The sequence below is a fragment of the Mycoplasmopsis mucosicanis genome (assembly GCF_006546935.1).
GTDB lineage: Bacteria > Bacillota_I > Bacilli_A > Mycoplasmatales > Metamycoplasmataceae > Mycoplasmopsis > Mycoplasmopsis mucosicanis.
On record NZ_SMDN01000005.1, the window covers coordinates 21,189 to 48,065 of the forward strand.

At 29.9% G+C, this 26,877-nt stretch carries 26 protein-coding genes and 2 tRNA genes; 15 read left to right on the forward strand and 13 right to left on the reverse strand.

Features of this window, described 5'->3' with window-relative positions:
• Positions 1–9: 9 nt before the first annotated feature.
• Positions 10–1,881 carry a DNA polymerase III subunit gamma/tau gene (dnaX, locus tag E1I18_RS01660; RefSeq protein ID WP_141483867.1) on the reverse strand — a complete coding sequence of 624 codons (1,872 nt, stop codon included), beginning with the start codon at positions 1,879–1,881 and terminating at the stop codon, positions 10–12.
• 339 nt (positions 1,882–2,220) lie between these two features.
• On the opposite strand from dnaX, the gene gpmI reads away from it, so the two are divergent.
• The 3 genes from gpmI (at position 2,221) to secA (ending at position 7,421) form a co-directional block, all read left to right on the forward strand.
• The gene (gene gpmI / locus E1I18_RS01665; protein ID WP_141483868.1) at positions 2,221–3,711 is read left to right on the forward strand and encodes a 2,3-bisphosphoglycerate-independent phosphoglycerate mutase; all 1,491 of its coding nucleotides are present in this window, start codon (positions 2,221–2,223) and stop codon (positions 3,709–3,711) included.
• A 1-nt stretch (position 3,712) separates the two neighbouring features.
• The gene (locus tag E1I18_RS01670) at positions 3,713–4,591 is read left to right on the forward strand and encodes an HAD family hydrolase (RefSeq protein WP_141483869.1); all 879 of its coding nucleotides are present in this window, start codon (positions 3,713–3,715) and stop codon (positions 4,589–4,591) included.
• A 172-nt stretch (positions 4,592–4,763) separates the two neighbouring features.
• Positions 4,764–7,421 carry a preprotein translocase subunit SecA gene (gene secA, locus E1I18_RS01675; RefSeq protein WP_141483870.1) on the forward strand — a complete coding sequence of 886 codons (2,658 nt, stop codon included), beginning with the start codon at positions 4,764–4,766 and terminating at the stop codon, positions 7,419–7,421.
• Between the two features lie 56 nt (positions 7,422–7,477).
• Here secA and E1I18_RS01680 read toward each other — a convergent pair whose 3' ends face one another.
• The 10 genes from E1I18_RS01680 to rplM form a co-directional block, all read right to left on the reverse strand.
• A complete protein-coding gene (locus E1I18_RS01680) occupies positions 7,478–10,189 on the reverse strand; it encodes a cation-translocating P-type ATPase (RefSeq protein ID WP_141483871.1) in 2,712 nt (903 codons plus the stop codon).
• 70 nt (positions 10,190–10,259) lie between these two features.
• A tRNA-Ser gene (locus E1I18_RS01685) sits at positions 10,260–10,350 on the reverse strand.
• An 82-nt stretch (positions 10,351–10,432) separates the two neighbouring features.
• Positions 10,433–10,981: an NUDIX hydrolase gene (locus E1I18_RS01690; protein ID WP_141483872.1), complete on the reverse strand. Its 549-nt coding sequence runs from the start codon at positions 10,979–10,981 to the stop codon at positions 10,433–10,435.
• Between the two features lies 1 nt (position 10,982).
• A complete protein-coding gene (locus tag E1I18_RS01695) occupies positions 10,983–11,696 on the reverse strand; it encodes a purine-nucleoside phosphorylase (RefSeq protein ID WP_141483873.1) in 714 nt (237 codons plus the stop codon).
• Positions 11,696–12,241, reverse strand: coding sequence for a hypothetical protein (locus E1I18_RS01700; protein ID WP_141483874.1), 546 nt, complete (start codon positions 12,239–12,241; stop codon positions 11,696–11,698). Before E1I18_RS01700 ends, E1I18_RS01695 begins: the two co-directional genes overlap by 1 nt.
• An 8-nt stretch (positions 12,242–12,249) precedes the next feature.
• Positions 12,250–13,128, reverse strand: coding sequence for a UTP--glucose-1-phosphate uridylyltransferase (locus E1I18_RS01705; RefSeq protein WP_141483875.1), 879 nt, complete (start codon positions 13,126–13,128; stop codon positions 12,250–12,252).
• Positions 13,121–13,465, reverse strand: coding sequence for a cupin domain-containing protein (locus E1I18_RS01710; RefSeq protein WP_141483876.1), 345 nt, complete (start codon positions 13,463–13,465; stop codon positions 13,121–13,123). Before E1I18_RS01710 ends, E1I18_RS01705 begins: the two co-directional genes overlap by 8 nt.
• 82 nt (positions 13,466–13,547) lie before the next feature.
• Positions 13,548–13,624, reverse strand: a tRNA-Ile gene (locus E1I18_RS01715).
• Between the two features lie 54 nt (positions 13,625–13,678).
• Complete coding sequence (gene rpsI / locus E1I18_RS01720) at positions 13,679–14,080, reverse strand: 30S ribosomal protein S9 (RefSeq protein ID WP_141483877.1); 402 nt, start codon at positions 14,078–14,080, stop codon at positions 13,679–13,681.
• 1 nt (position 14,081) lies between these two features.
• Complete coding sequence (gene rplM, locus E1I18_RS01725) at positions 14,082–14,516, reverse strand: 50S ribosomal protein L13 (protein ID WP_141483878.1); 435 nt, start codon at positions 14,514–14,516, stop codon at positions 14,082–14,084.
• A 204-nt stretch (positions 14,517–14,720) separates the two neighbouring features.
• Here rplM and E1I18_RS01730 point away from each other — a divergent pair, with 204 nt between their 5' ends.
• The 5 genes from E1I18_RS01730 to E1I18_RS01750 are packed head-to-tail and all read left to right on the forward strand — an operon-like array spanning position 14,721 to position 19,363.
• Positions 14,721–15,878, forward strand: coding sequence for an aminotransferase class V-fold PLP-dependent enzyme (locus E1I18_RS01730; RefSeq protein ID WP_141483879.1), 1,158 nt, complete (start codon positions 14,721–14,723; stop codon positions 15,876–15,878).
• Positions 15,865–16,287, forward strand: a complete 423-nt coding sequence (locus E1I18_RS01735; protein ID WP_141483880.1) for an iron-sulfur cluster assembly scaffold protein — start codon at positions 15,865–15,867, stop codon at positions 16,285–16,287. The genes E1I18_RS01730 and E1I18_RS01735 overlap by 14 nt, the downstream gene beginning before the upstream one ends.
• Positions 16,280–17,518 carry a Y-family DNA polymerase gene (locus E1I18_RS01740; RefSeq protein ID WP_141483881.1) on the forward strand — a complete coding sequence of 413 codons (1,239 nt, stop codon included), beginning with the start codon at positions 16,280–16,282 and terminating at the stop codon, positions 17,516–17,518. Before E1I18_RS01735 ends, E1I18_RS01740 begins: the two co-directional genes overlap by 8 nt.
• Positions 17,518–18,612, forward strand: coding sequence for a nicotinate-nucleotide adenylyltransferase (locus tag E1I18_RS01745; RefSeq protein WP_141483882.1), 1,095 nt, complete (start codon positions 17,518–17,520; stop codon positions 18,610–18,612). Before E1I18_RS01740 ends, E1I18_RS01745 begins: the two co-directional genes overlap by 1 nt.
• A gap of 7 nt (positions 18,613–18,619) precedes the next feature.
• Positions 18,620–19,363, forward strand: a complete 744-nt coding sequence (locus tag E1I18_RS01750; RefSeq protein ID WP_141483883.1) for a pseudouridine synthase — start codon at positions 18,620–18,622, stop codon at positions 19,361–19,363.
• A gap of 4 nt (positions 19,364–19,367) precedes the next feature.
• Here the strand turns inward: E1I18_RS01750 and E1I18_RS01755 are convergent, their stop codons facing one another.
• Positions 19,368–20,285: a DHH family phosphoesterase gene (locus E1I18_RS01755; protein ID WP_141483884.1), complete on the reverse strand. Its 918-nt coding sequence runs from the start codon at positions 20,283–20,285 to the stop codon at positions 19,368–19,370.
• Between the two features lie 176 nt (positions 20,286–20,461).
• Between E1I18_RS01755 and E1I18_RS01760 the strand changes: the two genes are divergently transcribed.
• From E1I18_RS01760 to rplL, 7 genes are all read left to right on the forward strand, one after another.
• A complete protein-coding gene (locus E1I18_RS01760; protein WP_141483885.1) occupies positions 20,462–21,478 on the forward strand; it encodes a hypothetical protein in 1,017 nt (338 codons plus the stop codon).
• 207 nt (positions 21,479–21,685) lie between these two features.
• The gene (locus tag E1I18_RS01765; protein ID WP_141483886.1) at positions 21,686–22,024 is read left to right on the forward strand and encodes a hypothetical protein; all 339 of its coding nucleotides are present in this window, start codon (positions 21,686–21,688) and stop codon (positions 22,022–22,024) included.
• A 209-nt stretch (positions 22,025–22,233) separates the two neighbouring features.
• A complete protein-coding gene (locus E1I18_RS01770) occupies positions 22,234–22,845 on the forward strand; it encodes a hypothetical protein (RefSeq protein ID WP_141483887.1) in 612 nt (203 codons plus the stop codon).
• A gap of 145 nt (positions 22,846–22,990) precedes the next feature.
• Positions 22,991–23,329: a hypothetical protein gene (locus tag E1I18_RS01775; RefSeq protein WP_141483888.1), complete on the forward strand. Its 339-nt coding sequence runs from the start codon at positions 22,991–22,993 to the stop codon at positions 23,327–23,329.
• A gap of 184 nt (positions 23,330–23,513) precedes the next feature.
• The gene (locus E1I18_RS01780; protein ID WP_141483889.1) at positions 23,514–24,083 is read left to right on the forward strand and encodes a hypothetical protein; all 570 of its coding nucleotides are present in this window, start codon (positions 23,514–23,516) and stop codon (positions 24,081–24,083) included.
• A gap of 338 nt (positions 24,084–24,421) precedes the next feature.
• Positions 24,422–24,922 (forward strand): 50S ribosomal protein L10, encoded by a 501-nt coding sequence (rplJ, locus tag E1I18_RS01785; protein ID WP_141483890.1) that lies wholly within the window; start codon positions 24,422–24,424, stop codon positions 24,920–24,922.
• Between the two features lie 25 nt (positions 24,923–24,947).
• Positions 24,948–25,319, forward strand: coding sequence for a 50S ribosomal protein L7/L12 (gene rplL / locus E1I18_RS01790; protein ID WP_141483891.1), 372 nt, complete (start codon positions 24,948–24,950; stop codon positions 25,317–25,319).
• Between the two features lie 143 nt (positions 25,320–25,462).
• Here rplL and E1I18_RS01795 read toward each other — a convergent pair whose 3' ends face one another.
• Entirely contained in the window at positions 25,463–26,818 is a 1,356-nt protein-coding gene (locus E1I18_RS01795) for an APC family permease (RefSeq protein WP_141483892.1), read from the reverse strand.
• Between the last annotated feature and the right edge of the window lie 59 nt (positions 26,819–26,877).

Consider the following 26,877-nt stretch of genomic DNA (forward strand, 5'->3'; position numbering starts at 1 on the left):
TTTTTTCTCCTAGATATTTTTTAATTCATTGAATAATTTTGCTGTTGCAGTTTCATTTAAATCGATTTTTATTTCAGGAATTTCAATTGTTTGTACTTGAACATTATTGTTGATTTCTGATTGAACTTCCAGAGCTGCCTGACGATACATGTTTCTATCTCCAAGCGTATATAAGTGTTTGTAATTTCCAAAATACTTTTTAATAAACGACTGTAAGTTGCTGTTATATTGAACATCTGAAATATATTTTAATTTTGATAAATCCTTGGCCGTAACTAATACAAAATTATATGCAGCCGCAAGAATTTTTACTTCTTTATTTTTGAACATATACAAAAAGTTTTCAAATTCAAGAGGTATTTCAGTTTTGATTGTTAAATCTATAAGTTTAGTGACTTTTTCAACTTCACTGAGTTCAGATAGTCTTAATAAGTTTTTGATTTCCTCATATGTTAATGAATCTTTATAAAGAAGTGAATTATGAGTATTTTCAGGGTCATAGATTGGTAATAATTGTGCTGGTTTGTTAAAATTTTTAGCCTGCAAAACTTGATCATCGAGTGTTATTTCAGTAGTTGAAATTAATGAGTCGTCGTCAAAATCAAAATCATTATTACTGCTTAATATATCATTGTTTACATCTTCATTGGCTACCTGTGTGGTTATTGTTTCGACAAGTACTTCTTGAGTTGCTTGCAATATAGCATTTATGTCTTCTTTGTTATTCTTGTCTTTTTCCATTTTATTATCATCTCCTTTATGCTGAGTGTTTGGTATATTATTTTTTTCGTCTTGATTTTTGTTTAATACACGTTTTTCAGTACTATTCGTCAATTTTAACAATGTTAACTCAATGAGTTGGAAAGGCGTTTCAGAATAGATAAGTTCCTTGCTCAATTTATAAAGCAATTCAGATGATCGCAAGCCATATTCATAATCAATTTTCAAGTTTTCGAGTTCTTCAAGTGTTAAAAGTTCCAACAATTTTGGTTCATAAGTACGCTCGTAAATAATAAAATCCTTTATTACGCTTGTTAGTCCGAGCATAAATTGGTTAGAATCTAAACCTGCATTTTTAAGTTCATTAAATAATGAAATTGCATCACTAATTTGACCAAAATATAGATAATTGAGTATTTTTATTAAATTTTCATTTGAACTAATTCCAAATGAATAAATAATATCATCTAATTTGATATGTCCATTTCCATAAGCCAATGCTTGATCTGCAATTGATAATGCATCTCTCATTCCACCTGTGGCTAATCTAGCAATATAATTCAATGCATTTTCTTCATAAGATACATTTTCATCATTTAGAACCGACTTTAATTGTTCAACAATTACCGCAGTAGAGATTTTTCTAAAATTGTATCTTTGAACTCTTGACAAAATTGTTAGTGGTATTTTTTGTGGGTCAGTTGTTGCAAGTATGAATATTGCGTGTTTAGGTGGCTCTTCTAATGTTTTAAGCAGGACGTTAAATGCTCCTTTAGACAACATATGAACTTCATCAATAATATAGACTTTATATTGACCATTTGCAGGAGAGTTTTGAATTCTTTCTCTTAAATCTCTTATCTCTTTAACTCCATTGTTTGAAGCAGCATCCATTTCAATAATGTCAAAATTTTCCTCAATGTTTTTTGAGCAAAACTCACAAATATTTATTAAGTTATCGCTATGACCGCAGTTTAATGTTGAAGCAAAAATTCTTGCAACTGATGTTTTACCAACACCGCGTGGTCCCGAGAATAAGTATGCATGCGATATTTTTTGGTTTAAGATGATATTTTTGAGAGTTTGGACAATATGATCCTGTCCCTTTACTTCGTCAAAAGATCGTGGTCTATATTTTCTATACAAAGCTTTATAGGTCATCTAATCTCCTTAATATTTAATAAATTATATTGATAATAATAAAACTTAAATTAAATTAGAGAAAAAATGTTAAAAGAGGCAATAAAGAGTGCAAAATGTGAAAAATGATTTTTACATTATTTATGTCATATTAAGCGATAAAAATACCTTGTACAATCTGTATTTTAAAGTGTTAATTACATAAAAATATAGCAATATATAGAAGTATTAAAATTTACAAATATACACATTTTTGAGTATTTTTGGTAAAAAATATTTAATAAACCTTTTCAAAGATAAACAAAAATATATTTTTAATAAAGTAATAAAATTTAAGCATTATATTGAAAGGTAATTAGTATGAAAAAAACAGTATTAATAGTAATTGATGGTTTAGGTTTAGGAAAAAAATATGCAGGTAATGCATTTGACATTGCTAAAACACCTACATTAGACAAATTTTTAAGCGATTATCCTCATTCAACAATTCAAGCATCTGGTGAGTTTGTTGGTCTTCCTGCAGGTCAGATGGGAAATAGTGAGGTCGGACACTTAAATATTGGAGCAGGACGTGTAGTTTACACTGGTTTAAGTCTTATAAATCATTCAATAAAAACTGGAGATTTCTTTAAAAATGATGTATTTTTAAACACAATTGAACATGTAAATAAAAACAACACAACACTTCATTTAATTGGTTTATTAAGCAATGGTGGCGTTCACTCACACGAGGACCACTTATTTAATTTAATTGATTTAGCAGCATTGAAAGGAGTTAAAAACGTCTCAGTTCATGTTATAGGTGATGGTCGTGATGTTGCTCCACAGTCTATTGAAGAGTCTCTTAAAAAATTGAGCGATAAAGTTGCTAAACATAATTATAAAATCAGTTCAATTGGTGGAAGATATTATGGTATGGATCGTGACAAAATGTTTGATAGAGTGCAATTACACGTTGATGCACTATTAGGTGAAAGTGAAAATAAATACACAAATATCAATGAATATGTCTCAAAAATGTATGCAGAAGGTATCTTTGATGAATTTATTGTCCCTGCGCAAAATGTTGAAGGGGACTTTATAAAAGATAACGATTCTGTCATTTTCTTTAACTTTAGACCAGATAGAGCACGTCAATTATCACATTGTTTGATAGGTTCAAAATTATTTGATTATCAACCTAAAAACAGTGTAAAAATAGCAAACTTTATCTCTATGATGAAATATGAAGGAATAAATTCTCAAGTTGCTATAGAAGAAATGAAGGTTGTTAATCCTATTGGCGCAGCAATCGCAAGTCAAAACTTAAAACAATTAAGACTAGCAGAAACACAAAAATATTCACATGTGACTTATTTTATGGACGGTGGAATTGATGTTGTTTATCCAAATTCTGACAGAATCATGGTTGATTCATTGAAAGTTAAAACATACGATTTAGCACCACAAATGAGTGCAGAAGAAATAACAAACAAATTGCTTGAAAGAGGTCTTGACTATGACCTAGTAATTGTGAACTATGCTAACCCTGATATGGTTGGTCACACTGGTGTATTGGATGCAGCAATTAAAGCAGTAGAATTTTTAGATACTCAATTAGCTAGAGTTCTTGATTGAGCAAATAAAAATGATGTTACTCTCTTTATTACTGCAGATCACGGAAATGCAGAAGTTATGATTGATGCTAAAGGTGGTCCAGCAACAAAACACACAGATAATCCCGTTATGTTAATATCATCAGATAAAAGTTTAAAACTCAAAGATGGTAAATTAGCAAACATTGCTCCAACAGTTTTAAAATATATGAACTTGCCAATTCCTAGTGAAATGAATGAGGAACCTTTAATTTAATATGCAACAATTTAAGCGTATTGTATTCAGTGATGCAGATGGAACCATCTATGAATTTCCTGATCATAAATTATCCCTAAATACACAAAAATCAGTACTTGACGCAAAAAAAGAAGGAGTGGAGTTTGTTGTTGTAACTGGTAATCCACTCTTTGAAAAAATGACTAAATTAGCTCATAATTTAGAATCAAATTACATTATTACTTCAAATGGTGCTGAAATTTATGATTTAGTTAACAAAAAACATTTGTTTTCTTGCGCAATTGATGATAATGAACTACATAAAATTGTTGAAATAGTCAAACAAAATAATGCAGGATTAATGTGAAATAATTTTGAACATTTTGGCCTTATCAATTTAGACAAATCAACTCAAGATTTCTATTGCTATTTTAATGATTTCAATGATTATAAAATTGACGAAAAGTACTTAAATTCAGTACTTAAGGTCGAAATTACATCACCTATAGACAACCTACAAACTATTTATGATTCAATTGCAAAATTAAATCTAAATATCAATATTATCAAGATGTCTAACTACATTGAAATAACACACAAAAATGCTTCGAAAGAACACGCTGTTGAATGAATGTGTAAGAATATTTTTAATGTTGAATTATCTAATGTAATGGCAATTGGAGATAATTTCAATGATCTTAAAATGCTTAAGTCAATAGGTTTTGGTTATATTATGGATAATGCTCCTGCAGAGTTAAAAAAAGAAGTTAATTTGTATGCTTGTTCGGTCGAACAAAATGGCTTAGGTGAAGCAATAAATGATTACATTTATAGAACAAGACTTCTTAAAGAAAAAGCCGATATAGCTAAAAAAATCTATGATAGAGAGCAAAAATTAAAAGCAAAATACAATTATTAAAAAAACTCGCTTGAGTTTTTTTGATTGCTTTTTGTCATCGATTCATCTAAATTTTCGTCAATAAAGACTCTAAAATACACAAAATCTATGCTTGCAAGTTAAACTAAATATTGAATTAGTAATCTTGCGTAGTTGAAAATTTTAATATTAAATTGTTGTAAAATTAGTAAATATGAAACTATTAGACTTTAAATCAACTGAAATGCGTATTGCTGAAAAGACATTGAAAAAAATCAATCAATATGAGCCTTTATTTGAAAAATTATCAGACAACGACCTAAAGAACAAGACTGTTCAGTTTAAATCTAGATTAGCGAACGGTGAATCTCTTGAGTCAATGAGGGCCGAAGTTTTTGCTGTGTCTCGTGAGGCTACAAAAAGAGTGCTAGGTAAAAGACCTTATGATGTCCAAATGATTGGAGGTCTTTTGCTTGATTTAGCATCGGTTGCTGAAATGAAAACTGGTGAAGGTAAAACAATTACATCGATTGCGCCAGTCTATTTGAACGCTTTAGCAGGCAAGGGCGCAATTGTTTCAACAGTTAATGAATATCTTTCTGAACGTGATGCTATTGAAATGGGTGAAGTTTTTAATTGACTTGGCATGACTGTAGGTATTAATAAAGCTCAAATGGAAGAAGACTTAAAAAGAGCAGCATACGCAGCAGACATAACTTATTCAGTGCATTCTGAATTAGGTTTTGATTACTTGCGTGATAATATGGTTAAAGATCCTGCGTTAAAAGTTCAACGTGGTTTGCATTTTTGTTTAATCGATGAGGCTGACTCGATTTTAATTGATGAGGCAAAAACACCTTTGATCATTTCTGGTGGTGAAGGTGAAGACACTCGTGATTATTATTTAGCCGATCAATTTGTTCGTACATTGACTGAAGATGATTATGAAATAGATGAAGAATCAAAAGCAATTTCATTGACTTTTAGTGGTATTAAAAAAGCTAATGCATATTTTGGTTTTGATAACTTGTACCACATTGAAAACTCGGAAATGGTACACAGAATCCAAAACTCTTTAAGAGCGCACAAAGTAATGAAAGAAAATGTTGAATACATTGTTCGAGATGGAAAAATTGAATTAGTTGACGCATTTACAGGCCGTATTATGGAAGGTCGTGCGTATTCTGAAGGATTGCAACAAGCTATTCAAGCTTGTGCAAATGTTGAAATTGAACCTGAAACAAAAACACTAGCAACAATAACGTATCAAAACTTTTTCCGTATGTTCACTAAACTTTGTGGAATGACTGGTACTGCAAAGACTGAAGAACAAGAATTTATTGACATTTACAATATGCGTGTAAATGTCGTGCCTACTAACAAACCAGTTATTCGTGAGGACTTACCTGATTCAATTTTTGCAACTGCTTATGGAAAATGAAGTGCTGTTACTGAAAAAATTAAAGAATTGCATGAAAAAGGTCAACCAATTCTTGTAGGTACTGCGCAAATTGAAGATTCAGAAGTTCTACACCAATTTTTAAATCAAGCTATGATTCCGCATACTGTTTTGAACGCTAAACAGAATGCTTCTGAGGCTGAAATTATTGCTAATGCTGGTCAAGTTGGCTCAGTAACAATTGCTACAAATATGGCTGGTCGTGGAACTGATATCAAGCTATCAGAAGAATCAAGAGCTCTTGGTGGTCTTTATGTTATTGGTACTGACCGTGCTGAAAGCCGAAGAATTGATAATCAGTTGAGAGGACGAAGTGGACGTCAAGGTGATCCAGGGGTTTCTAAATTTTATGTTTCATTAGATGATCAATTGATGCGTAGATTTGCTAACTATCAAGAATTTAAGGAGCAATTTGCTTCAGAAGGTGATAATGAAATCACTTCAAAATCACTGATAAAAGGTTTTATTGCAGCACAGAAAAAAATTGAAGGATTCAACTATGATTCACGTAAAAGTGTGCTTCATTATGATGACGTTATTAGACAGCAAAGAGATCTATTTTATGCTCAAAGAGATTTAATTTTAGTGCATGATGAAATTGATTTTATTATTGAAAGAATGATTATAAATGCAACTAATACAATAGTTACAAATCCTGAATTTTTAAACAAAACGGGTACATTTATCTATGAAAAATTAGTTGACTATTTAAACAATGATTTTCTCGGAAAAGGTGTTCGAGACAAATATAGTCTTGAAGAAGTTTCAAAAATTCATGAAACAGATATGAAGGAATTTTTAAGTAATGACTTACTTGCAAAATATCGTCATTGACGTGAAAATTATATGCATGCAACCGTGAAGGAATTGTTGTTATATACTGAAAAACAAACGGTTTTAGAAGTGATTGATAATTATTGACAAAATCATATTAACACAATGGATAAACTAAGATCAAATGTCAATCTAGTTCAATATTCACAAAAAAATCCATATCAAGTTTATACTCAAGAAGGCTCATTAAAGTTCAATCAAATGTTAGCAAACATAGCTACTGATGTTGTGCGAACTATCTTCAACGATCGCCAAGGTGCTGATACGTTAATTCCTTATGAAGTTAAAAATGATCCTCTATTTATTAGCATTCAAAACGCTATATATTTAGATGAAAACATGGATGAGAGTGAAAAAGAAAAACAACTTCTAGAAATGTATTATCAAGTTAAAAATTCTGAATCAGGTGACTTAATTGATACAGATTTTCTTAATAGTGAAGTGCAGAGTGATTTTCTAATGGATTTAAATGAGCAGAGTGGTGCGGATCTAGAAAATGTTGATGAAGTATATTCAGATGTGCAAGATGATGATGGTTCTCATGATGTTTATGATGATGAGACACAAAATGGTGAATAAAAATAACTCAAAAAGTTGAGTTATTTTTTTGTTTAATATAACCTAAAATTTTACGTTTATACACGTTTTTGAGTATATTTGGTAAATTTAGTCATTATTAACTGCGTTAATTTTCAACACTCATTTGAAGCAACCAAAATTAAACCAAGTAGTATAGAAGAGATAATTAATTGTGGTGTTTTTGTTATATCACTCATACGAAATACTTGAGCAATATTAGGCACTAGCGCAATAATTAAAATCGTTGAAGCAGAAAAAATAATAGCTAATCAAACAAGTCAATATTTTTTAATTGAACTTATAAATATTGATTTAGAAGACATGAAATTTATTGTGTTTATACCGCAAGCTAGACCTAATGTTATAAATGCACATGATGAAGCAATTTCAGCAAGGTTAGCATTATTGCTTTTGGCATATTCAGCTCCAATTACGTATGAAATTAAGGTAGCTAAACTTAATAGAATTGATTGTCAAAGTAGATTAGAACCCATTCCTCGGGCAAAAATACTTTCTTTTTTATTGTATGGATTTCTATTCATTACATCTTTATCGCTATTGACAAAACCTAAAGCAATAGCAGGCAAACCATGAGAAACTAAATTTATTCAGAGTAGTTGACTTGCTCCAAAAATATAGAATTCAGTGATATAGTAATCTTTGTAGGCTAAGAAAAATGCAATCATACCAATTAACATAACTATAATTTCAGCAATTGAGGAAACTAGTAGATTCATTATTATTGTTTTAATTTTATCAAATGCAGAACGTCCATTCTTAACAGCAGAAACTATAGTGTTAAAATTGTCATCAATTAAAATTAAGTCAGCAGCTTGTTTGGATACATCTGTACCAGTAATCCCCATAGCACAACCTATATCTGAAACCTTTAATGCAGGAGCATCATTAACACCATCGCCAGTCATAGCGACAACTTTTTCATGTGTTTGTCATGCTTTCACAATTCTTAATTTATCTTCTGGATTAACTCGAGCATAGACTGAAATTAGAGGCACTTTATCAAGGAGTTCTTTATCACTCATTTGTGATAATTGAGCACCTGTGACGCATAGATCACCTTCTTGATATATTGTTAAATTTTTAGCAATTGATTTTGCAGTTACAATATGATCACCAGTTATCATAACTGTTTTTATTCCTGCGTTTCGCGCTGTAATAACACTTTGTTTCACGTTGGCACGTGGAGGGTCAATCATTGCTATCATACCAACAAATTCTAGGTTATCTTCATCAGTAAAACTTAACTTTTCACTAGTCACATTTTTTTGAGCTATAGCGATAACTCTATAGGACTCATTGGCTCATTTTTCGTTCAATTTTAACATTTGAGTTTTGTCGATGTTGTTGCATTTTGAAATTAAAACGTCTGGAGCACCTTTAGTAATCATTAAATTGTTGCTCTCTTGTTTGACTAAAACTGAATGCATTTTTCTATCACTATCAAAAGGTAATGAATCAATAACTATTTTATCTACATTTAAATTTTGTTTGCTTATGTTAAAGGTTTTTGCTCAAATAAGCATACCTGTTTCAGTTGGATCACCAATTTCATTATGTTTTTGAGTTTGGTTATCAAACTCAATAAATGCATCATTACAAATTGTTAATTTTGTAGCTAAATTATTAAAGCTATTTTTGTCGTTAGATACTGAAAAATGAGTATTTGAGGCAAAATCATATGCATCAACAACAGTCATTTTATTTTCAGTAAGAGTTCCAGTTTTATCAGTACAAATTATTGAAGCAGAACCTAGAGTTTCAACAGCCATAAGGTTTTTTACGAGTGCTTTTTCCTTGCTTAAATTCTTTACACCTATTGATAAAAGTACAGTAGTGAATGTCAATAAACCTTCTGGAATAGCAGCAACTGCTAAACTAATTGCAGTTACTGTTGCATGCGTATAAACATCATAATTTGTTCAAATACCTGTGTATAAATTATTTAGTAATATTTGAATAATAAGGCTCACGAATAAAAGTATTACACCAGAAATACCGAATAATTTTCCTAATTTATTGAGTTTATATTGTAAAGGAGTAACATTTTTACCTTGTTTTTGTATTAATTCATTGATTTTGCCAATCTGTGTATTTTTTCCAATCGATTCTACTATAGCAGTGGCTTTTCCGTTTGTAACATATGTGCTTGAGTATAAAAGATGAGTGTTTTCAGCCAATATTGCATTCTCTACAGCATCTCAATTTGCTTTTTTTTGTATTGCTAAATTTTCACCAGTTAAACTAGATTCAACAACACTTAAATTGCTTGAAGTTATTATTCGACAATCTGCACTAATTGTGTCACCAGCAGCTAATAATAATAAATCACCAGGCAAAAGATCACTTGCAGGAATTTTTTGTACAACCCCGTCGCGAATGACATTTGCATATGTTTCATTGAGTTTTTCAAGTGCTCTAACCGCTCTATCAGACTTCACTTCTTGATATGCACCTAACAATGAGTTGAGAATAATTACTAAAAATATTATTGCTGGCTCAACATAACCAATTGTCAAATCAATACCACTTTTTTTGCCTAGTGAATGTTCAGCAACAATAATACTTAATGAGATTACTGCGCCTATAATTAACAAAATAATCATTGGATCAATAAATTGTTTTAAAAAAGCAACAAAAGGATTGATTTTTTTAGTTTTTAACAATGTGTTTTTACCGTATTTTGATTGCAAATTGTTTATGTCTTTTGAATTTAAACCTTTATAATTGAGTGATTCTTGTTGATTCATATTGCTCCTTATCACAATATTTATATTTTAATAAAATAGTAATTTAGCGATAAAAAATGAATAAAAAAAATGGCGGAACAGAGAGGATTTGAACCTCCGCGGGTGTTGCCACCCCTACAGTCTTAGCAGGACCGCCTCTTCAGCCACTTGAGTACTGTTCCGTTTTGCTAGAACATTATATATGAATTAGCAAAAAATGTATTAAAAAAGCTTAAAATGATTTTTTAATAAGTGTTTTTTATGTTAAACATCCTTAATTTTTTTTAGAAATAATAAGTATAAAGAGTTTAGTGAAGAAAGAACCAATTCATTTTGCAAAATATCATTAAATGAATGTTCATCGTACCATTTGTTATATGAAACAGATTCAAATATTGAACCATCAGTATGAATCTCGTCTGGTATCAATTCGCTTACATCAACGACAAAATTAAAAACTTTTTCATTCATTTGAGTAGTTGCTATAGAAATTGATGATGCCTTGATGTTTTTCTCACTGATTTTGTAGCCGGATTCTTCAAAAACTTCATTTAAGCAACATTCAATAGGACTTTGATTAGGCTCAATACTTCCAGTTAAAGCGGAAGGATAACATTGATCTCATGATTTTTTTTCGACAATCTCAGGTAAAGGTTGGTAATGAATCATAAAAATGTATTCATCATTTATTTTTTTATAGAGTAAAGCAGCAATAGAATTAATGCTTTTTCGTTGACAATATGTAAAACCTTTTTCAGATTTAAATACACTCATTCACTCGTTGCTAAATAACTCAATATTTTTTTCTTTCATATTAATCCTTATCAACTAGTGTGTTGAGTGCTATCTCAAACATTGTAGAGAATTCTAAAAGACGTTCATCTGATGAGAGTGATTCACCAGTGATTATATTTTCAGAAACAGAAAGAAGCGCAGCTGCTTGTTTATTGCATCTTTGTGCAGTTGCAAATAATGCAAAACACTCATTATCAACTACTTGACATTGAGTTATTTCTCTTGTCTTTTTAATGTCTCTAAGGCCATAAAAAACATCAGTTGTGTGACAAGAAACCTCTTTTAAGTTGATATTCATTTGCTGTGCTTTTTTCCCTAAAGCACTCATTAATGAGTGCGTAGGGAAAAGTTCATGTGTTTTAATACCTAGCATTAATTCAACAAAACCAAAGCCATCAGCATATGCACGATTGACTAAAACTGGTTGTTTAACTTTTAATTCTTCAATGTATGAACCTGTTGATCCAACACGAATTATTTTTTCTACATCATAAAATGTAAATAGTTCATAAGCGTAAATGCCCATAGAAGCAGCGCCCATCCCTGATGCACCAATAGTTATCGGTATGCCTTTATACTCACCTGTGTAAAAGTATATATTTCTTACTGATGATACTAGTTTAGGATTGGTTAAGAATTTTTTAGCCATATATTCTGCTCTCAAAGGGTCGCCTGGTAGCAAAACAAATTTTGCGATTTCATTCTTTTGAGCACTGATGTGTGGAGTAGACATTAGATTTCCCTTAATTTATTTATAATTGATTGTAATTCTTTAATTGCAAGTTTTGCATTTTCGTTACTTGTGTTGATTGAAACAACAGCATTATTATGTTTATTCAATACTTGTTGCGCCTGCTCAATTAGGTGTTTAATATCTTCAACTCTTTGAGCATCATTAATCTTATTTTCCATAATAGTTTTTTGAATACTTTTAACTAAATTTTCTGCTATTGTGTAATTTTGTCGAAAATTTCAAACATTTTGAGCTTGCAATGTGATTGAAATAAGTTGGTTTTTTAATTCAATAATACTCTCATCTTTGCTGTCTTTTTTGTTTATTTCACTTTGAACTTCATTAATTTTATTTTGCAACTTTTCTCTTGCTTCTTTAATTTCATTATTATTTTTTCAAGCATCAACATTTAATTGGTTAATGATGTTTTGAGCCGAGTTAATGACATTTGTTGCTTCTTTTTTTACTTTTGATTGACAACTACCAGCAAGTGCAATTACTGATATTGGTGCAATTGCGGTTATTGAATAAATCAGTTTTTTCATAAGACTCCTTATTTGTTTTTAATATATTCTTTAATTTTATCTTTGATTTCTTGATTTTCTAATGCATAATCAATTGTTGCTTTAACAAAGCCTTCTATTGAGCCTAAATCATAGCGAGTACCTTCGAATTCAAAGGCATAAATTTTTTGATTATATTTTGTAAAAAGTTCATTAAAAGCATCTACTACTTGAATTTCATTTTTACCATCATAAGGAATTTTTGAAAGAATTTCAAGTATTTCAGGATTGAAAACATATCGTCCTAAAATTGCTTTATGAGAAGGTGCTTTTTCTAAAGAAGGTTTTTCAATCGCTCCTTTAATTTCGAAGTATTTATTTTCCCTCTCACTTGAATTTGTAGGTTCAACTATTCCATATTTGTGTACATTTTCTGGACTGACAGTTTGGACACCTAGAATATTAAAGCCAGTTTCATTATAAAACTTGATAAGTTGACTTATTGTAGGTGTTTTTGATTTTATTAAGTCATCACCTAGAATTATTGCAAAAGGTTCATTGCCAACAATATCTTTTGCACATGCAAGTGCATGACCTAAACCATTTTGCACGTCTTGATAAACTAATTTAATTTTATCTGCTCTATTAGTTTTTTTGACTAATTCTAGTAATTTTTGTTTATTTTTGCTTTGTAATTCAGTCTCTAATGCTTCATTAACATTAAAAAGTTTCAAAATATCTTTTTTTCGTTCACTAATAATAAGAATAATTTCCTCAATACCTGAATCAAGCGCTTCATCAATCAATAAATCTAATGAAGGACGATTTAATATTGGAACTAATTCTTTATGAACTGCCTTTGTCATTGGTAAAAATCGTGTTCCTCATCCTGCTGCGGGAATAATAAGTTTTTTGACTGGTTTAATCATTTATGCCTCCTATATGAATTGCTAATCATTTAGCGTACTTGCTAGTGTGAGTAATTTTATGAACCTCATTTGCTGAAATTTTTATGCAATCACCTTTGTTTAAATTATATTCTACACCTCTTGAATCAATTATTGTTGCGTTGCCTTCGAGCAAAAAAGCAAATTCTAGATTGTTTTGCTGCATTCAATCACTTTTTGCACTATATGAGTGAATTATGCTGATTTTATGAGTATTTGAATCAAAGACATCAATAATTTGCTCATTGTTTTGGTTTAAACTTTTGTGCTTGGGTTCATTCAAAATGCTATTAAGAATTTTTAAATTATCTTTATTCATAATTACATTAATTAATTATATATTAAAGGCTAAAAACAAATAAAAAAAGAGTGATTATCACTCTTTTGGTCAATAAATGAAATGGTGCGAACGAATGGACTTGAACCATCGACCTCACGATTATCAGTCGTGTGCTCTAACCAGCTGAGCTACGCTCGCATATGCGTTGCGGGAATATTATACCGCAACTTTTTATTTTTGAAATAAAATTTATTAACGTTTTGAGAATTGACGAGAACGACGTGCTTTACGTAAACCAGGTTTTTTACGTTCTTTAACACGTGCATCTCTAGTGAGCATTCCTGCAGGTTTAAGTTTTGCTCTATATGAATCACTTGCTAACAATAAAGCACGAGCAATACCTAATCTAATAGCACCTGCTTGACCACTTAAACCACCACCACGAACATTAACAGTGATATCAAATTGACCAACAGTTTCAGTTAGTGTTAATGGTTGTGAAGCATCTTGAAGGAATAAATCTGAAGCTAAATATTCTCTTGCATCACGGTGGTTAATTTTAAATTCACCTTTACCAGGTCTTAAAATTACACGTGCTGTTGAACTTTTACGACGTCCTAAACCACGGTATTCAACTAAATTTTTAGTAGCCATATTATTTCACCTCTAAACTTTCTGGTTGTTGTGCTTGATGTTTATGTTCTGGTCCTGCATAAACAAATAGATTTCTCATTTGTTTGTTACCTAGTTTTGTATGTGGTAGCATTCCTGCAATTGCTTTTTCAACAATAGCGGTAGGTTTTTTAACTCTAAGTTTTGCTGCAGTAATGCTTCTAAGACCACCAGGATAACCGGTGTGGTGGTAGTAAACTTTGTCTTGTTCTTTGTTAGCTGTTAAAACAACTTTTTCAGCATTAATAACAACCACATAGTCCCCCATATCTGCATTAGGAGTAAAAGTTGGTTTATTTTTGCCTCTTAAAACTGAAGCAACCATTGCTGCTAAACGACCTAGAACTTGACCTTCAGCATCAACAACGTATCATTTTTTGTTAGCTTTTTCTTTATTTACAATTGTTGTTTGTCTCATTGTTTCTCCTCAATAATTTATTTTGACATCAGTCAATTCGTTAACGGGATTTATTACTGGATTTTTATTCGTCGAACCGAATTATATCGAGTTCCGCGACACAACTTCGCTCGGTATGTCTATAACTATACTATAAAAACAAAAATATCAAAATTAAATTATCAATTTTTATTCATTTTATATTAATGCAATAAAATTAATGATATGAAATCACTTCGCGACCATTTTAAAATGACCAAAAAAATAATTTATTTTGACAATGCTGCATTAGTTCTTAAACCAGATATTGCTGTGAAAGCATGTTCTGATTTTTACAATAAATATTCTGTTAGTGTTCGCACATCTAACTCAAAATTAGGGATTAAAAATGCAAATTTAATTGATGATTTACGTCGTAAAATTGCATCTCTATTAAACACAAATTTAATTGAAACTTCAATAATTTTTACTAGCGGAACAACTAATTCACTCAATAAATTTGCACGACTTGTTGAGAAAAAAATATCTCATAATGATCAAATAATAATAGAGGCTCAAAATCATTCATCAAATTTTATTCCTTGAGTTGAATTATCTAAACAAAGTAAGGCTGACTTATCAATAGTACAAGACGTATATTTAGCAATAAATAACAAGACAAAGCTTATTGCTTTGAGTCAAGTTACTAATAATTTCAATGTGCAACAAGATTTAGACAAAATCTATCAAAAAGCAACTGAAGTTGGTGCAATTGTAGTAAATGATGCTGCTCAAGCATTGGTTTATGAACCTGTTTCAATGCAAAATTGCGATGTGGTTGCTTTCAGTGCAAACAAGTTTTATGGCCCTACAGGTTTAGGTGTTTTAGCAATTAAAAACAAGTTATTAAAAGACCTTGACCCTGTTGATTTTGGTGGTGGTTCAGTTCTAAATATAGACACAAATGGTGAATGAATCAAATCAAATAATATTAGTCTTTTTGAACCGGGTACAGCAAATTTTTCAGCAATGTATATGTTTGATAAATCTATTGATTTTTTCAATGAGTATATAGGCTATGAAAAAACACGAAAAGTACTCAAAAATGTGTGTTTTTATGCATATAAAGAGCTCAAAAAAGTTCCAAATTTAATTCTATATTCACAGCCTGGAGATCATATAATTTTATTCAATATTAAAGGTTGTGATTCACATGATGTCGCACACTATTTAGGTATGAATGATATCTATGTTCGAAGTGGTGTTTTCTGTGCACACTATTTAAAAAACATTAAGAATGAAAACTCATATGTACGTGTATCATTAGCTATATACAACACAAAAAGAGAGATAAGAAAACTTGTTGAAGTACTAAAAAAAGGAGGTGATTTTGTCATTATTTAGTCAAACACAAAAACGCGAAATAATTATGCAACATTATTTGAGTCCTGAATTTAAAAGAAAAATGGATGATGAGCATAAAATTAAAAAATATGGTCAAGCGTGTGCTGACTATCTAGAATTTAATTTTGATGTTGTGGAAGGGACTATTCAAAATCTTTATTTTGATGCTAAAGGTTGTGCATTTATGGTTGCTTCTACTGACTTATTTATTAAACTAGTTCAAGGCAAAAAGATTGAAAATGTATTGCAAATTATTGAAAAATATGAGTTTTTGCTAAAAAATGGACATTGTGATGATCTTGAAATATTAGGTGAATTAGCAATATTTGACAATGTTATTCAGCATCCTAATCGTTATTATTGTGCTACCATGCTTTCAAGTGCCTTAAAAGAAGAACTAAATGGATAAAATTATCTTTCATGTAGACTTTGATTCTTATTTTGCTAGCGCTCATAGAGTTTTGAATCCTCAATATGAGAATAAACCTATTGCAATAGGAAAAAATCAAAGAAGAGCAATTGCCGCTTCAGTAAGTTATGAATTAAAAAATAAAGGTGTTAAAGCTGGTTGACCTAATTTTAAAATTATTGAAGTTGAACCAAAAACTATTTTTATTGAACCAAATTTTGAACTTTATGTTAATTTAAGCAATAAAATATTTGATTTTTTAGCAAAAAAATACACAGACAAGATTGAAGTATATTCAATTGATGAATGCTGAATTGATATGAGTAATCTTTGCAATGAAAAAAATGCAGTGTATGTTGCTCAAAAAATGCAAGCTCAAATTAAAGCAAAATTCCGTATTCCTGTGTCAATTGGAATTTCATACAATAAATTTTTAGCCAAAATGACTACAGATTTAGCCAAACCTTTTAATGTTTTATTCACTCATCCTAGTGATATAAAGGATCGTATTTGACCTTTGCATATTGAAAAATACTTCGGAATTGGTAAAAGTACTGCTGAAAAACTTATTGCATTAGGGGTTGATACAATAGGAAAATTAGCCGCAAGAAGCAAACATGACATATATTTGTATGAGATTTTTCGTTCGCAAACTCCAAAATTTGTTAATGAAGCAAGAGGTCAAGGCTGCGATAAATTAAATTATCAACATAACGAGCTAAAGTCAATAGGTAATGAGATCACATTTTTGTCAATTGACCTTGATGATAGAGATGAAATATTGAAAATTTTGTATAAATTATCTGAAAAAGTATCGCTTCGAGCTCAAAACAGAAATTTATTAGGCTATGTAATTACACTTTCTCTTCGCACAACTGAACGAGTATGAAAAAGACAACAAACAACTCTTAAATTTCCAATAAACGACCATGAGAAAATTTATGAATATGGAGCCAAAATTTTTAATCGGATTTTTAAAGATGACTATATTCGTGGAATTGGTATTAAATTGTCTAATTTAGTGAGCGAATTTGAGATCGGTCACCCACAGAACATATTCGAGCATCATCAAGCACCATTGGATGATAAAATTAAATTATTAGTTAAGGATATCAATAACAAAATTAAGTCTAAAGCACTCCAAACCGGAAGTGAATTTGTAAAGGATAAAACAAAAAATATTGTTCATAGTCGCTTCTTAAATGAAGACATGATTAAGAAAGGAATTTAATGAAAATAGGACTTTTTGGTGGTAGTTTTAATCCAATCCATAATGGACATATAAGAATCGCTAAACAAGCATATGCAGAATTGAAACTCGATAAATTAATTTTTATTCCCGCAGCTACAAATCCCTTTAAAAAAGGTCAAAAAAATTTACCTTGAGAACATAGAGTAAAAATGATTGAGTTAGCAATTGAAAATTGCGCTGAAAATTTTGAAATTTCTCTTTATGAAATTAAAAAAGGAGGACTAAGTTATACATATCAGACAATTGATTACTATGCAAATAAATTTAAAGGTGATCAACTCTACTTTATAATTGGCTCTGACTCACTTCCTGATCTTCATAAATGAGAATTTATTGAACAAAGTACTCAAAAAGCGCGTTTTGTTGTGTTTGCAAGAGATGCAAAAATAAACAAAACAAATATTAAACGCTTCAATGTTTTGCGAATGCAAAACATAATAACTCCTGAAAGTTCAACAGCTATACGTAATGGTGTTTTGAGTTACACACCACTAAAAGTCAATGAATATATTGGTCAAAATCGTCTTTTTGCAAAAGAAATTGTTCATTTAACTCTAACTGCATTGCGTGCTAAACACTCAGTAGCTGCAGCAGAATTTGCTGCAAAACTTGCTAAGTCACAAGGTCTAAGTTATAATCAAGGTTATTATGCTGGTCTTTTCCACGATATTTGTAAAGAGGTCGATGAAAATAATTCAAGACAATTTATAGCATCATTTGGATTAAATGGTTTTGATAAAAATGAATTTCCAAGACACAAATTACACCAGGTTTGTGGTGCTTTATGACTGAAAAATGTGTATAAAATCAATGATGATGAAATTGTAAAAGCAGTGTCCATTCATACAACAATGGCTTTGGAAATGTCATTATTAGATAAAATTTTGTTCATTGCCGACAAAATATGTGATGGTCGTGCGTTTAAAGGTGTTCAAAAACTACGCAAGCTAGTTTTTGAAAATTTCGATGAAGGATTTAAGCAAGTTGTACGTTGTGCTTTTGACTACAATACACAAAAAGGAGTAGTTTTCGACAAATTGCAAGAGCAAATTTATCAAAAATGAATGAACTAGGAGAGACATGAATGAGTTGTTAAGAGTGCAAAAAATTATTGCTCAAAGCGGTTTTTGTTCGCGACGTCAGGCTGAGCAATATATTGAGGAAGGCAAAGTTAAAATTAATGGCATTATTGCTAAAAAAGGTGATAAGGCTTCAATAAACGACACTATAAGCATTAACAATGTACAAATCTCAACTAATACTGAAAAACTAGTTTATTATGTGCTTAATAAACCAAGAAAAACATTAAGTACACTCAAAGATGAATTTGGACGAGCAACTGTTGTTCAATTGGTTCCTCAAAATCCACGAGTTGTTCCAGTAGGACGACTAGATTATGACACAACAGGCACACTTTTATTAACAAACGACTTGGAATTAGTGAATAAATTAACTCATCCGCGCTATGAAATTTCTCGAATTTACAGAGTGCGCATCGATGAACCTTTAAAGCTAAAAGAGTTTAATTTACTCAATAAAGGTATTGAAGTTAATGGTAAAATGTCTTATCAAGTTGTTGATCAAGTTGAAAATAAGTCTTATTTGGTTGAACTACATGTAGGTTCATATCACCATGTTAAAAAACTTTTTGAAGCAGTAGGTAGAAAAGTTTTGAATTTAAAACGTGTTTCATTTGCTAATATCAATGTTGAAAAAATGCCTGAAGGCACATATAGAAATTTAACAATTAAAGAGGTCAAAGATTTAAAAAATCTTGTACGTATGCAGGAAGAAAAATTACAAAAAACTAGCAAAAATGAATAATTTGCTAGTTTTTTTTGTTAATTAGTTCAATAATTTGAGGCAATACATCAATTGATTCAATATTGAAACCTGATGAATTTTTATGACCACCACCACCATAAAGATTTGCAATTTTAGATACGTCAAAGTCCTCAATCGATCTTATTGAGCAACGATAATGGCCTTCATCCTGTTTTACTGCAACCAGTCCTACTTCAGTATTTACAAGCGATAGAAATTGATTGACTAACGGACGCATAATATCGTTTGAAATAACTTTATGTGAGATGACATAAGACACGTTTTGATCGACTTTCATTGAATTAATAGTGTCAAAAATTAAACTTTTTTCCTCTTGATTAAGTTTAATTGCACTCAATGTTTTTTTGTATTCAAGGCCTCTTGACATTAGAAATACCATTGTTTCGAACGTCTTAGGGCTTATATTTCGTTCACAAAAGTATGCTGTATCAGTAATGATGGCTACTGCTAAACCTTGTAATGCCTTTTGATTAGTTTTTAGATCAAGTTCCATAATCATTTCAGTAAGTAATTGACCAGTTGCTGGTCAATTATCTCCACCAATACCATACATAAATTCATCTTCTTCAGGATGGTGATCAAATTTAAGTGATTCTTTAGGTTCAACACGTTGATCAAAAACACGTTTTTTTGAACAAGTATCGACAACTACTTTTAGACTTTTATTGAAGAATTCATCATCAACTAATTCTAATTTTTTATCAAGTAAAAATTCAAGATTACGTGGACAATCACCACCTGAAATTCTAACTTCCTTTACATTTGCTAAATTTAACTCTATTATATTTTTGAATGCAACTGATGAACCAATTGTGTCTCCATCAGGGTTTTTGTGTGTAAGTAATGTTATGTAATCGTATTCTTTTAAGATACTTCAAAATTTTTCAAATTTTTGTTTCATAAGGTTATTATATTTAATTATTTACTGAGCATAGAGTATTGATTTAAAATTATTTTTCACAACATAATTAATAAGCGAAAAACCAAAAAATGATTTTTTGTGTATTTTTTTCAATAAAAAACCACTTTTTACTTTTTCTTATGCTAAAATAAAGACACGAAATTAAGGAGAAAAAAATGAAATATACAAAATTAATACTTTCAACAGGAGCATTAGCGGGTGTCCCCCTTGTTGCTGTTGCATGTTCAAATGTTGAAGTAGATCCAAACAGAAAAGTACTTTACAATGTAAATCCATCACAATTTGGAATTAACTTATCAAGCAATGTGAAGACGAGAACATTACTTTTTGCTGCAGCAACAGGAGAGAACTTTTTGCATGATGATGGAGTATTTAGATTTGGCTTACATCATAGTCCTTTAAGAGGTGTTAGTGGTGATTGAACTGCTATCGCAGCTCGAGTAAAGTCAGCCACTGATAATACATTAGTTGAACCAAATGAATTTAAAATTGCTAAAGCAAGTGTCAAAAAAGTAAGCAGTGTTGAATTTGGAAGACCACTTTCATTTGAATGAACAGGAGACCAAAAACTCTCAAACAATGCTTTTTATACGTTTATTTTTTATAAAAATGATGGTACAGAAAGAATAGTTTTTAGTGGAAGAAATATACAAAGTAATAGAGATATTTTCCCTTCAAAAAATCCTAATGTAAAAGATGATTCTACTCAAGCTACTCCTAGCAAAAAAGTTCTCATCAATGAGGATGCAACACAATTTGAAATTAAATTATCAAGCGATGTAAAGACGAGAACATTACTTTTTGCTGCAGCAACAAGTGAGAACTTTTTGCATGATGATGGAGTATTTAGATTTGGATTACATCATAGTCCTTTAAGAGGTGCCACTGGTGAATGAGTTGCTGTTGCAGCACGAGTAAAATCAGCAAACGATAACTCACTAGTTGAACCAAAAGAATTCAAGATTGCGCAAGCAACAGTTAAAAATGTAAGCAACATTGATGCTGAAAAACCACTTGAGTTTGCTTGAGAAGGTGAACAAAAACTTTCAAACAACGCATTCTATACTTTTATTTTTTACAAAAAAGATGGTACAGAAAGAATAGTGTTTAGTCAAGCAAATATTGATGGAAATAGAGATATTTTCCCTTCTCGAAACAGTAAATTATCTTAATTTTTAATAGCCTCAATGGCTATTTTTTCAATAGATTTTATTGACTAATTACTGATTCTATTGAATTTCCACAGTATTAAATAATTCTAAATATGGTAAAAATATGGAAATTTGCTGATTATTATAATTAAATTGAAGCAGTTCTTAAAACACCTTCTTTTTTTTTTTTTTTTTGAAAATTAAGACACAAAAAAAGAAAGGAAAAATATGAAAAAGAAATTATTAACATTTAGCATTTTACCATTTATATCATTAGCTCCAGTAGCTTTAGCAGTGTCTTGTTCTCAACAATCAAGAATTAAACAAAAAGAGCAAAAATATATTGATTTATCAGTTAACAAGGGAATTGATGAAGGCTTGAAATTAGCAGGTGTTGACAAAAATTCTCCTGAAGCTAAAAAAGCTATTGAGGAAATCAAAAAAACAAATGAAGGCTTCGCAAAAGTTGCTCTTGATGCTATTAAACAAAGCGCTAAATCAGATGATGAATATGAAAAAGCTTTAGATCAAGCAATTAAAGAACTTGAAAAATCTAATAAAAAATAATTAACTATGATAATGGAGCATTGCTCCATTTTTTATTCTAATTAAGTTACTTGATTGAAATATTTCTCAAACTGCTATAGCATTTCACTATTTAATAATTCTAAATATGGAAATTTGCGAATTATTTTAAATAAATTGAAGTTGTTCTTAAAATAGCTTCTTTTTTTTTTTTTTTTTGAAAATTAAGACACAAGAAAAGAAAGGGAAATATGAAAAAGAAATTATTTATCGTTTCACCATTCATATTATTAGCTCCAGTAGCTTTAGCAATGTCTTGCCCTCAACAATCAAGAATTAAACAAAAAGAGCAAAAATTTATTCATTTATCAATTAACAAGGGAATTCATGAAGACTCGAAATTAGCAGGTGTTGTCAAAAATTCTCCTGCAGCTAAAGAAACTATTAAACAAATCAAAAGCACAAATGAAGGCTTCACAAAAGTTGCTTTTGATGCTATTGAATTAAGACACGAGAAAAGACGGAAAAATGTGAACAAGAAATTATTTAGCGTTTTTCCATTCACATTATTAGCTCTACTATGTCTAGTATATTATCGTTCACGAAAATATAGAATTAAAAAAAAGAGAAAAAAATATATTCATTTATCAGTTAACAAAGGAATTGAAGATGGATTAAAAATAGCAGGTCTTGACAAAAATTCTCCTGAAGCTAAAAAGACTATTAAGGAAATAAAAAAAACAAATAAAGGCCTTGCAAAAGTTGCTCTTGATGCTATTAAACAAAGTGCTAAATCAGATGAAGAATATGAAAAAGCTTTAGATCAAGCGATTAAAGAACTTGAAGAATCTAATAAAAAATAATTACTCATGATAATGGAGCAATGCTCCATTTTTTATTCTAATTAAGGCATTTGATTGAAATATTTCTCAAGCCGCGCAATAGCATTTTAAACTTTGCAGCAAAAAATAAAACTCCTTATATAATTTAGAAATTAAGGAAAAAAATATGAATAAAAAACTATTATCACTAAGTTTAGCTCCTATAATGACTTTAACACCGGTTGTTCTTTCTGCTTCGTGTGCTCAAAAGTCGAGAATCAAAGAGAAAGAAAAAGAAGTTGTTGCATTAATGGTTAAAAAACAAATTAAGATAACATTATCTGAAAAAGGAATCAAACCAAATAGTGAGGAAGCTAAAAAAGAAAGCAAAAACATAAAAGCAAATGTTGAAAAGGCTGCTAAAGATTCATTAGAAAAAGAAAAGAAAGCCTTAACTTCTGATGATGCATATGAAAAATTATTAGATGGTTGAATTGCATTTTATAAATTTTTGCTAACTAAATAAATATAAAAATTAAAAAATCAAAAGGATGAAGGAATTTATCATTAATTCTATTTTGATTTTGCAATACTAATTAAAGTCAAAATATTTAGCCTAATATAAGTATAAAAGGCAAGAAAATAAGTTAGAACATTAACTGTACTCTGACCAACATCACTCATTAAATATAAAATAAGGAAAAATAAAGATGAATAATGAAGATATACTAAATTCTGTAATGCAACTACTTACAGGCTCTGCAGATAAAAATACTTCACCGACTGTTGAATATCAAAAAGACAATTTTTTTGCAAAAGATTGAGAAGAAAAGACAATAAAAAGCAATAAATGAGTAAAAATTTATTATGAAATAATTGAAAAATTAGTGCAAGATGGTGCAATTGTTGATTCATACATGAACCTAGTTATTAGTAAGCATCGCAAAAATTTCAAAAATGAGATTGGTCAATGAAATTTTTGTAGACACCATATTGATGAAATAAAAATAAGTGGTGCAATATTTTCAAAAGCACCAGAAATGAAGAAATATTACGAAATTGGTAAATCAATTTTAATATCGTTTGATGAGCATTTATTTTTGCATTACATTATTGTGATGGCTCAAACAACAATCCCTAATAATGGTATGATGATTCCACTTCAATTATGATTTAATGATTGAAACAAGAGCCTTGATTATTGAGATAAAAAAGTCATACAACAATGCAAAAAATACTCTGTTCCTTATGTAAAAGATTGACAAAAAAATTTAATGTAGAATACTCATAAATTATTCAATAAAAAAGATTAAATCACGTTTAGGTGATTTAGTTTTTTTATGTGTGCTATGAATTTATTGGTTTTAAAGGCCAATTTATGAATAATTTTTAGCATTATTCAATATTTTAATTAATTAAAATGCATATTTGCTTTTTTGAAAAAAGTGCCTAAAATTCAATAAAATATTACACATATTTACTTAAATATAAGTTATAATACCTTACGCAATACATAAAGACAGTAACTGTGAAAACTTAATTTGTTACCGAGTGTATATCTTATTGATATCCTGAAATCATTTTTTTGTGTTGCAATAATAATGAAAGGGGGAAATCCATGCAAAAAGAATCTAATTTCAAATTAATGAAAAAAGAACAAAGTAAAGAGATTGCTAAAAAAATAGCTGATGCTAAAGCACTTGTTGTTGCTGAATATCGTGGTTTAACTGTTCAAGAATTAACTAATTTACGTGTTGAAGCTAAAAAAGCAGGAGTTGAATTAGTAGTTTACAAAAATAGAATCTTCAAATATGCATTAGCTAACACTGAATTTGAATCATTAGGCGAATTGCTTGTTGGTCCAAACATTTATGCATTTAGCAATGAAGATGAATTATCGGCTGCTAAAGTATTATCAAAATTTGCAAAAGAAAATAAATTGTTAGTGCTTAAAGCTGGTATTTTTGAAGGTAAAGTGATTGATGCTAAAGGTGTTGCTGAAGTTGCTTCTCTTCCAAACTATGAAGAAGCACTTGGTATTCTTGCTCGTTCACTTATCTCACCTCTACAACAACTATCCCTTTCTTTAAAACTATATAGTGAAAAAGAAAGCAATTAATTTAATATCGAAAGGAAAAATAATAATGGCTAAATTAGAAAAAGACACATTCATTTCTGCTCTTAAAGAAATGTCAATCAAAGAAGTTATGGAATTAGTTGAAGCAATGAAAGAAGAATTTGGTATTGACCCTTCAGCTGTTGCAGTTGCTGCTGCTCCTGCTGCTGCTGAAGCTGCTGAAACTAAATCAACAGTTAATGTTGTTATTACTTCAGACAACGGTAAAAAACTTGCTATTGTTAAAGTAGTTAAAGAAACAATTGGACTTGCTTTAATGGAAGCAAACAAATTAGTTTCATCTTTACCTGCTGTTGTTAAAGAAGGCGTTTCAATGAATGAAGCTGAAGAACTAAAAGCAAAATTAGTTGAAGCTGGTGCTACAGTAGAATTCAAATAATTTCACAACAAATAATAATAAAATTCTTGCCTACAAAGCAAGAATTTTTTTGTCATATTATACTCAAAAATGAGTATTTAGGTAAAAATTGAGTCTAGTTACCGCTATTAAATTTGAGCTAGCAATAAGGCTTTTTTAAACTCTTATATTTTTGAATTATTTTTCTTTTTGCGTCGTTGTACTGCTATATATATTCCTCAAATGATAAAACCAATCAACATTACACCTAAATAACTAGGCGCTAAAAATATAGTTTCTTTTGTGTATTTATCACCTACAATCGGAGGGATAAAGTTAACTATTAATATAAAAACAATTAAAATAATAGACAAAATAAATATTGTAGTTTCTCATCAAGGAAGTTTAAATGTTTTATGTTTGAATGCAATAACTAAAATCGAAATTATTGCTAAAAGGTACTGCATTAAGAAAACCACGTTACCAGCATTAAGAACAAAACTAAATTGATCTTTTATACCTAATGCATATGGTATTGCTGTAAAAATAATCATTGATATAACACTAAAAGCTGTTGCAAATAATAATGCATTTCTATATTCACCGTGTTTGTTTTTCTTGCCTAGTATTGAAGGTAAAAATCCATCGTGAGCTAGAGGAGCAACAATTCTTGAATAGTATATGTTTGATGAAAGGGTGCTTGAAATTCTATTAAATAGTGTACCTATCGTAAAAATTATAATTCCAGTTAAACCTCATAACGATTGAAAGAATTTTGAAAATGAAGTAGATTCACCAATAAATCCTTTTTGAAGCCCTAACAGTAAAAGATATAAAGTAAAGTAAATTGCAAGTACAGCAGCAAAAATTAGTAATAATATCTTTTTAAAGCGTTTTGTTTCTACTTCAGCACTTATTCCTGCAAGACCTTCTGCACCACCAAATGCATAAATAAAATTCAATACATTTAGAGTAATTATTGAGATTGAAACTTTGCTATTTGACAAGATGTTGTTAGCAAAATCATGATGACTAAAAGATAAATAAATACCTAGAGATACACCTAATATTACCGTTATTCATTTTACAGATGCAGAAACTAAAATAAATCATTTAGATGTCTTTATTCCAAACGTTGCAATTAACGTCAAGGAAAGAAAGAATACAAGAGAAACAATTTGATAGATTAATTGATGTGATTTATCAAATTCTGACAGAAGTGTTGAAAAGAATAGAATGGACGTGGCCGAAAAAAGCGGTATCTGTGCAAATTGATTCCAACCATTAAAAAAGACTCAAAATTTATTCGCTGAAGCCTTTTTGGCATAAACATATGAACCACCTGCTTCATTACCAAATGCTTGAGCTCCACGAGCAAATGCTAAAATAACACTAAAACTTATGAAAGCTGTTAGCGCAAAAACTAACATACCTCATAAACCTTGGGCAATTATTCCAGTGATTGTGGCTATAAAACCAAAACCAACTATAAAATTAATCCCGTATAAGAAGAAACTTTTTTCACTAAATTTATTTTTCATTTTAAATACCTAATGCTCCTATTATATAGATTATTTGCTAAAAAATGAAAAAAAAGCAC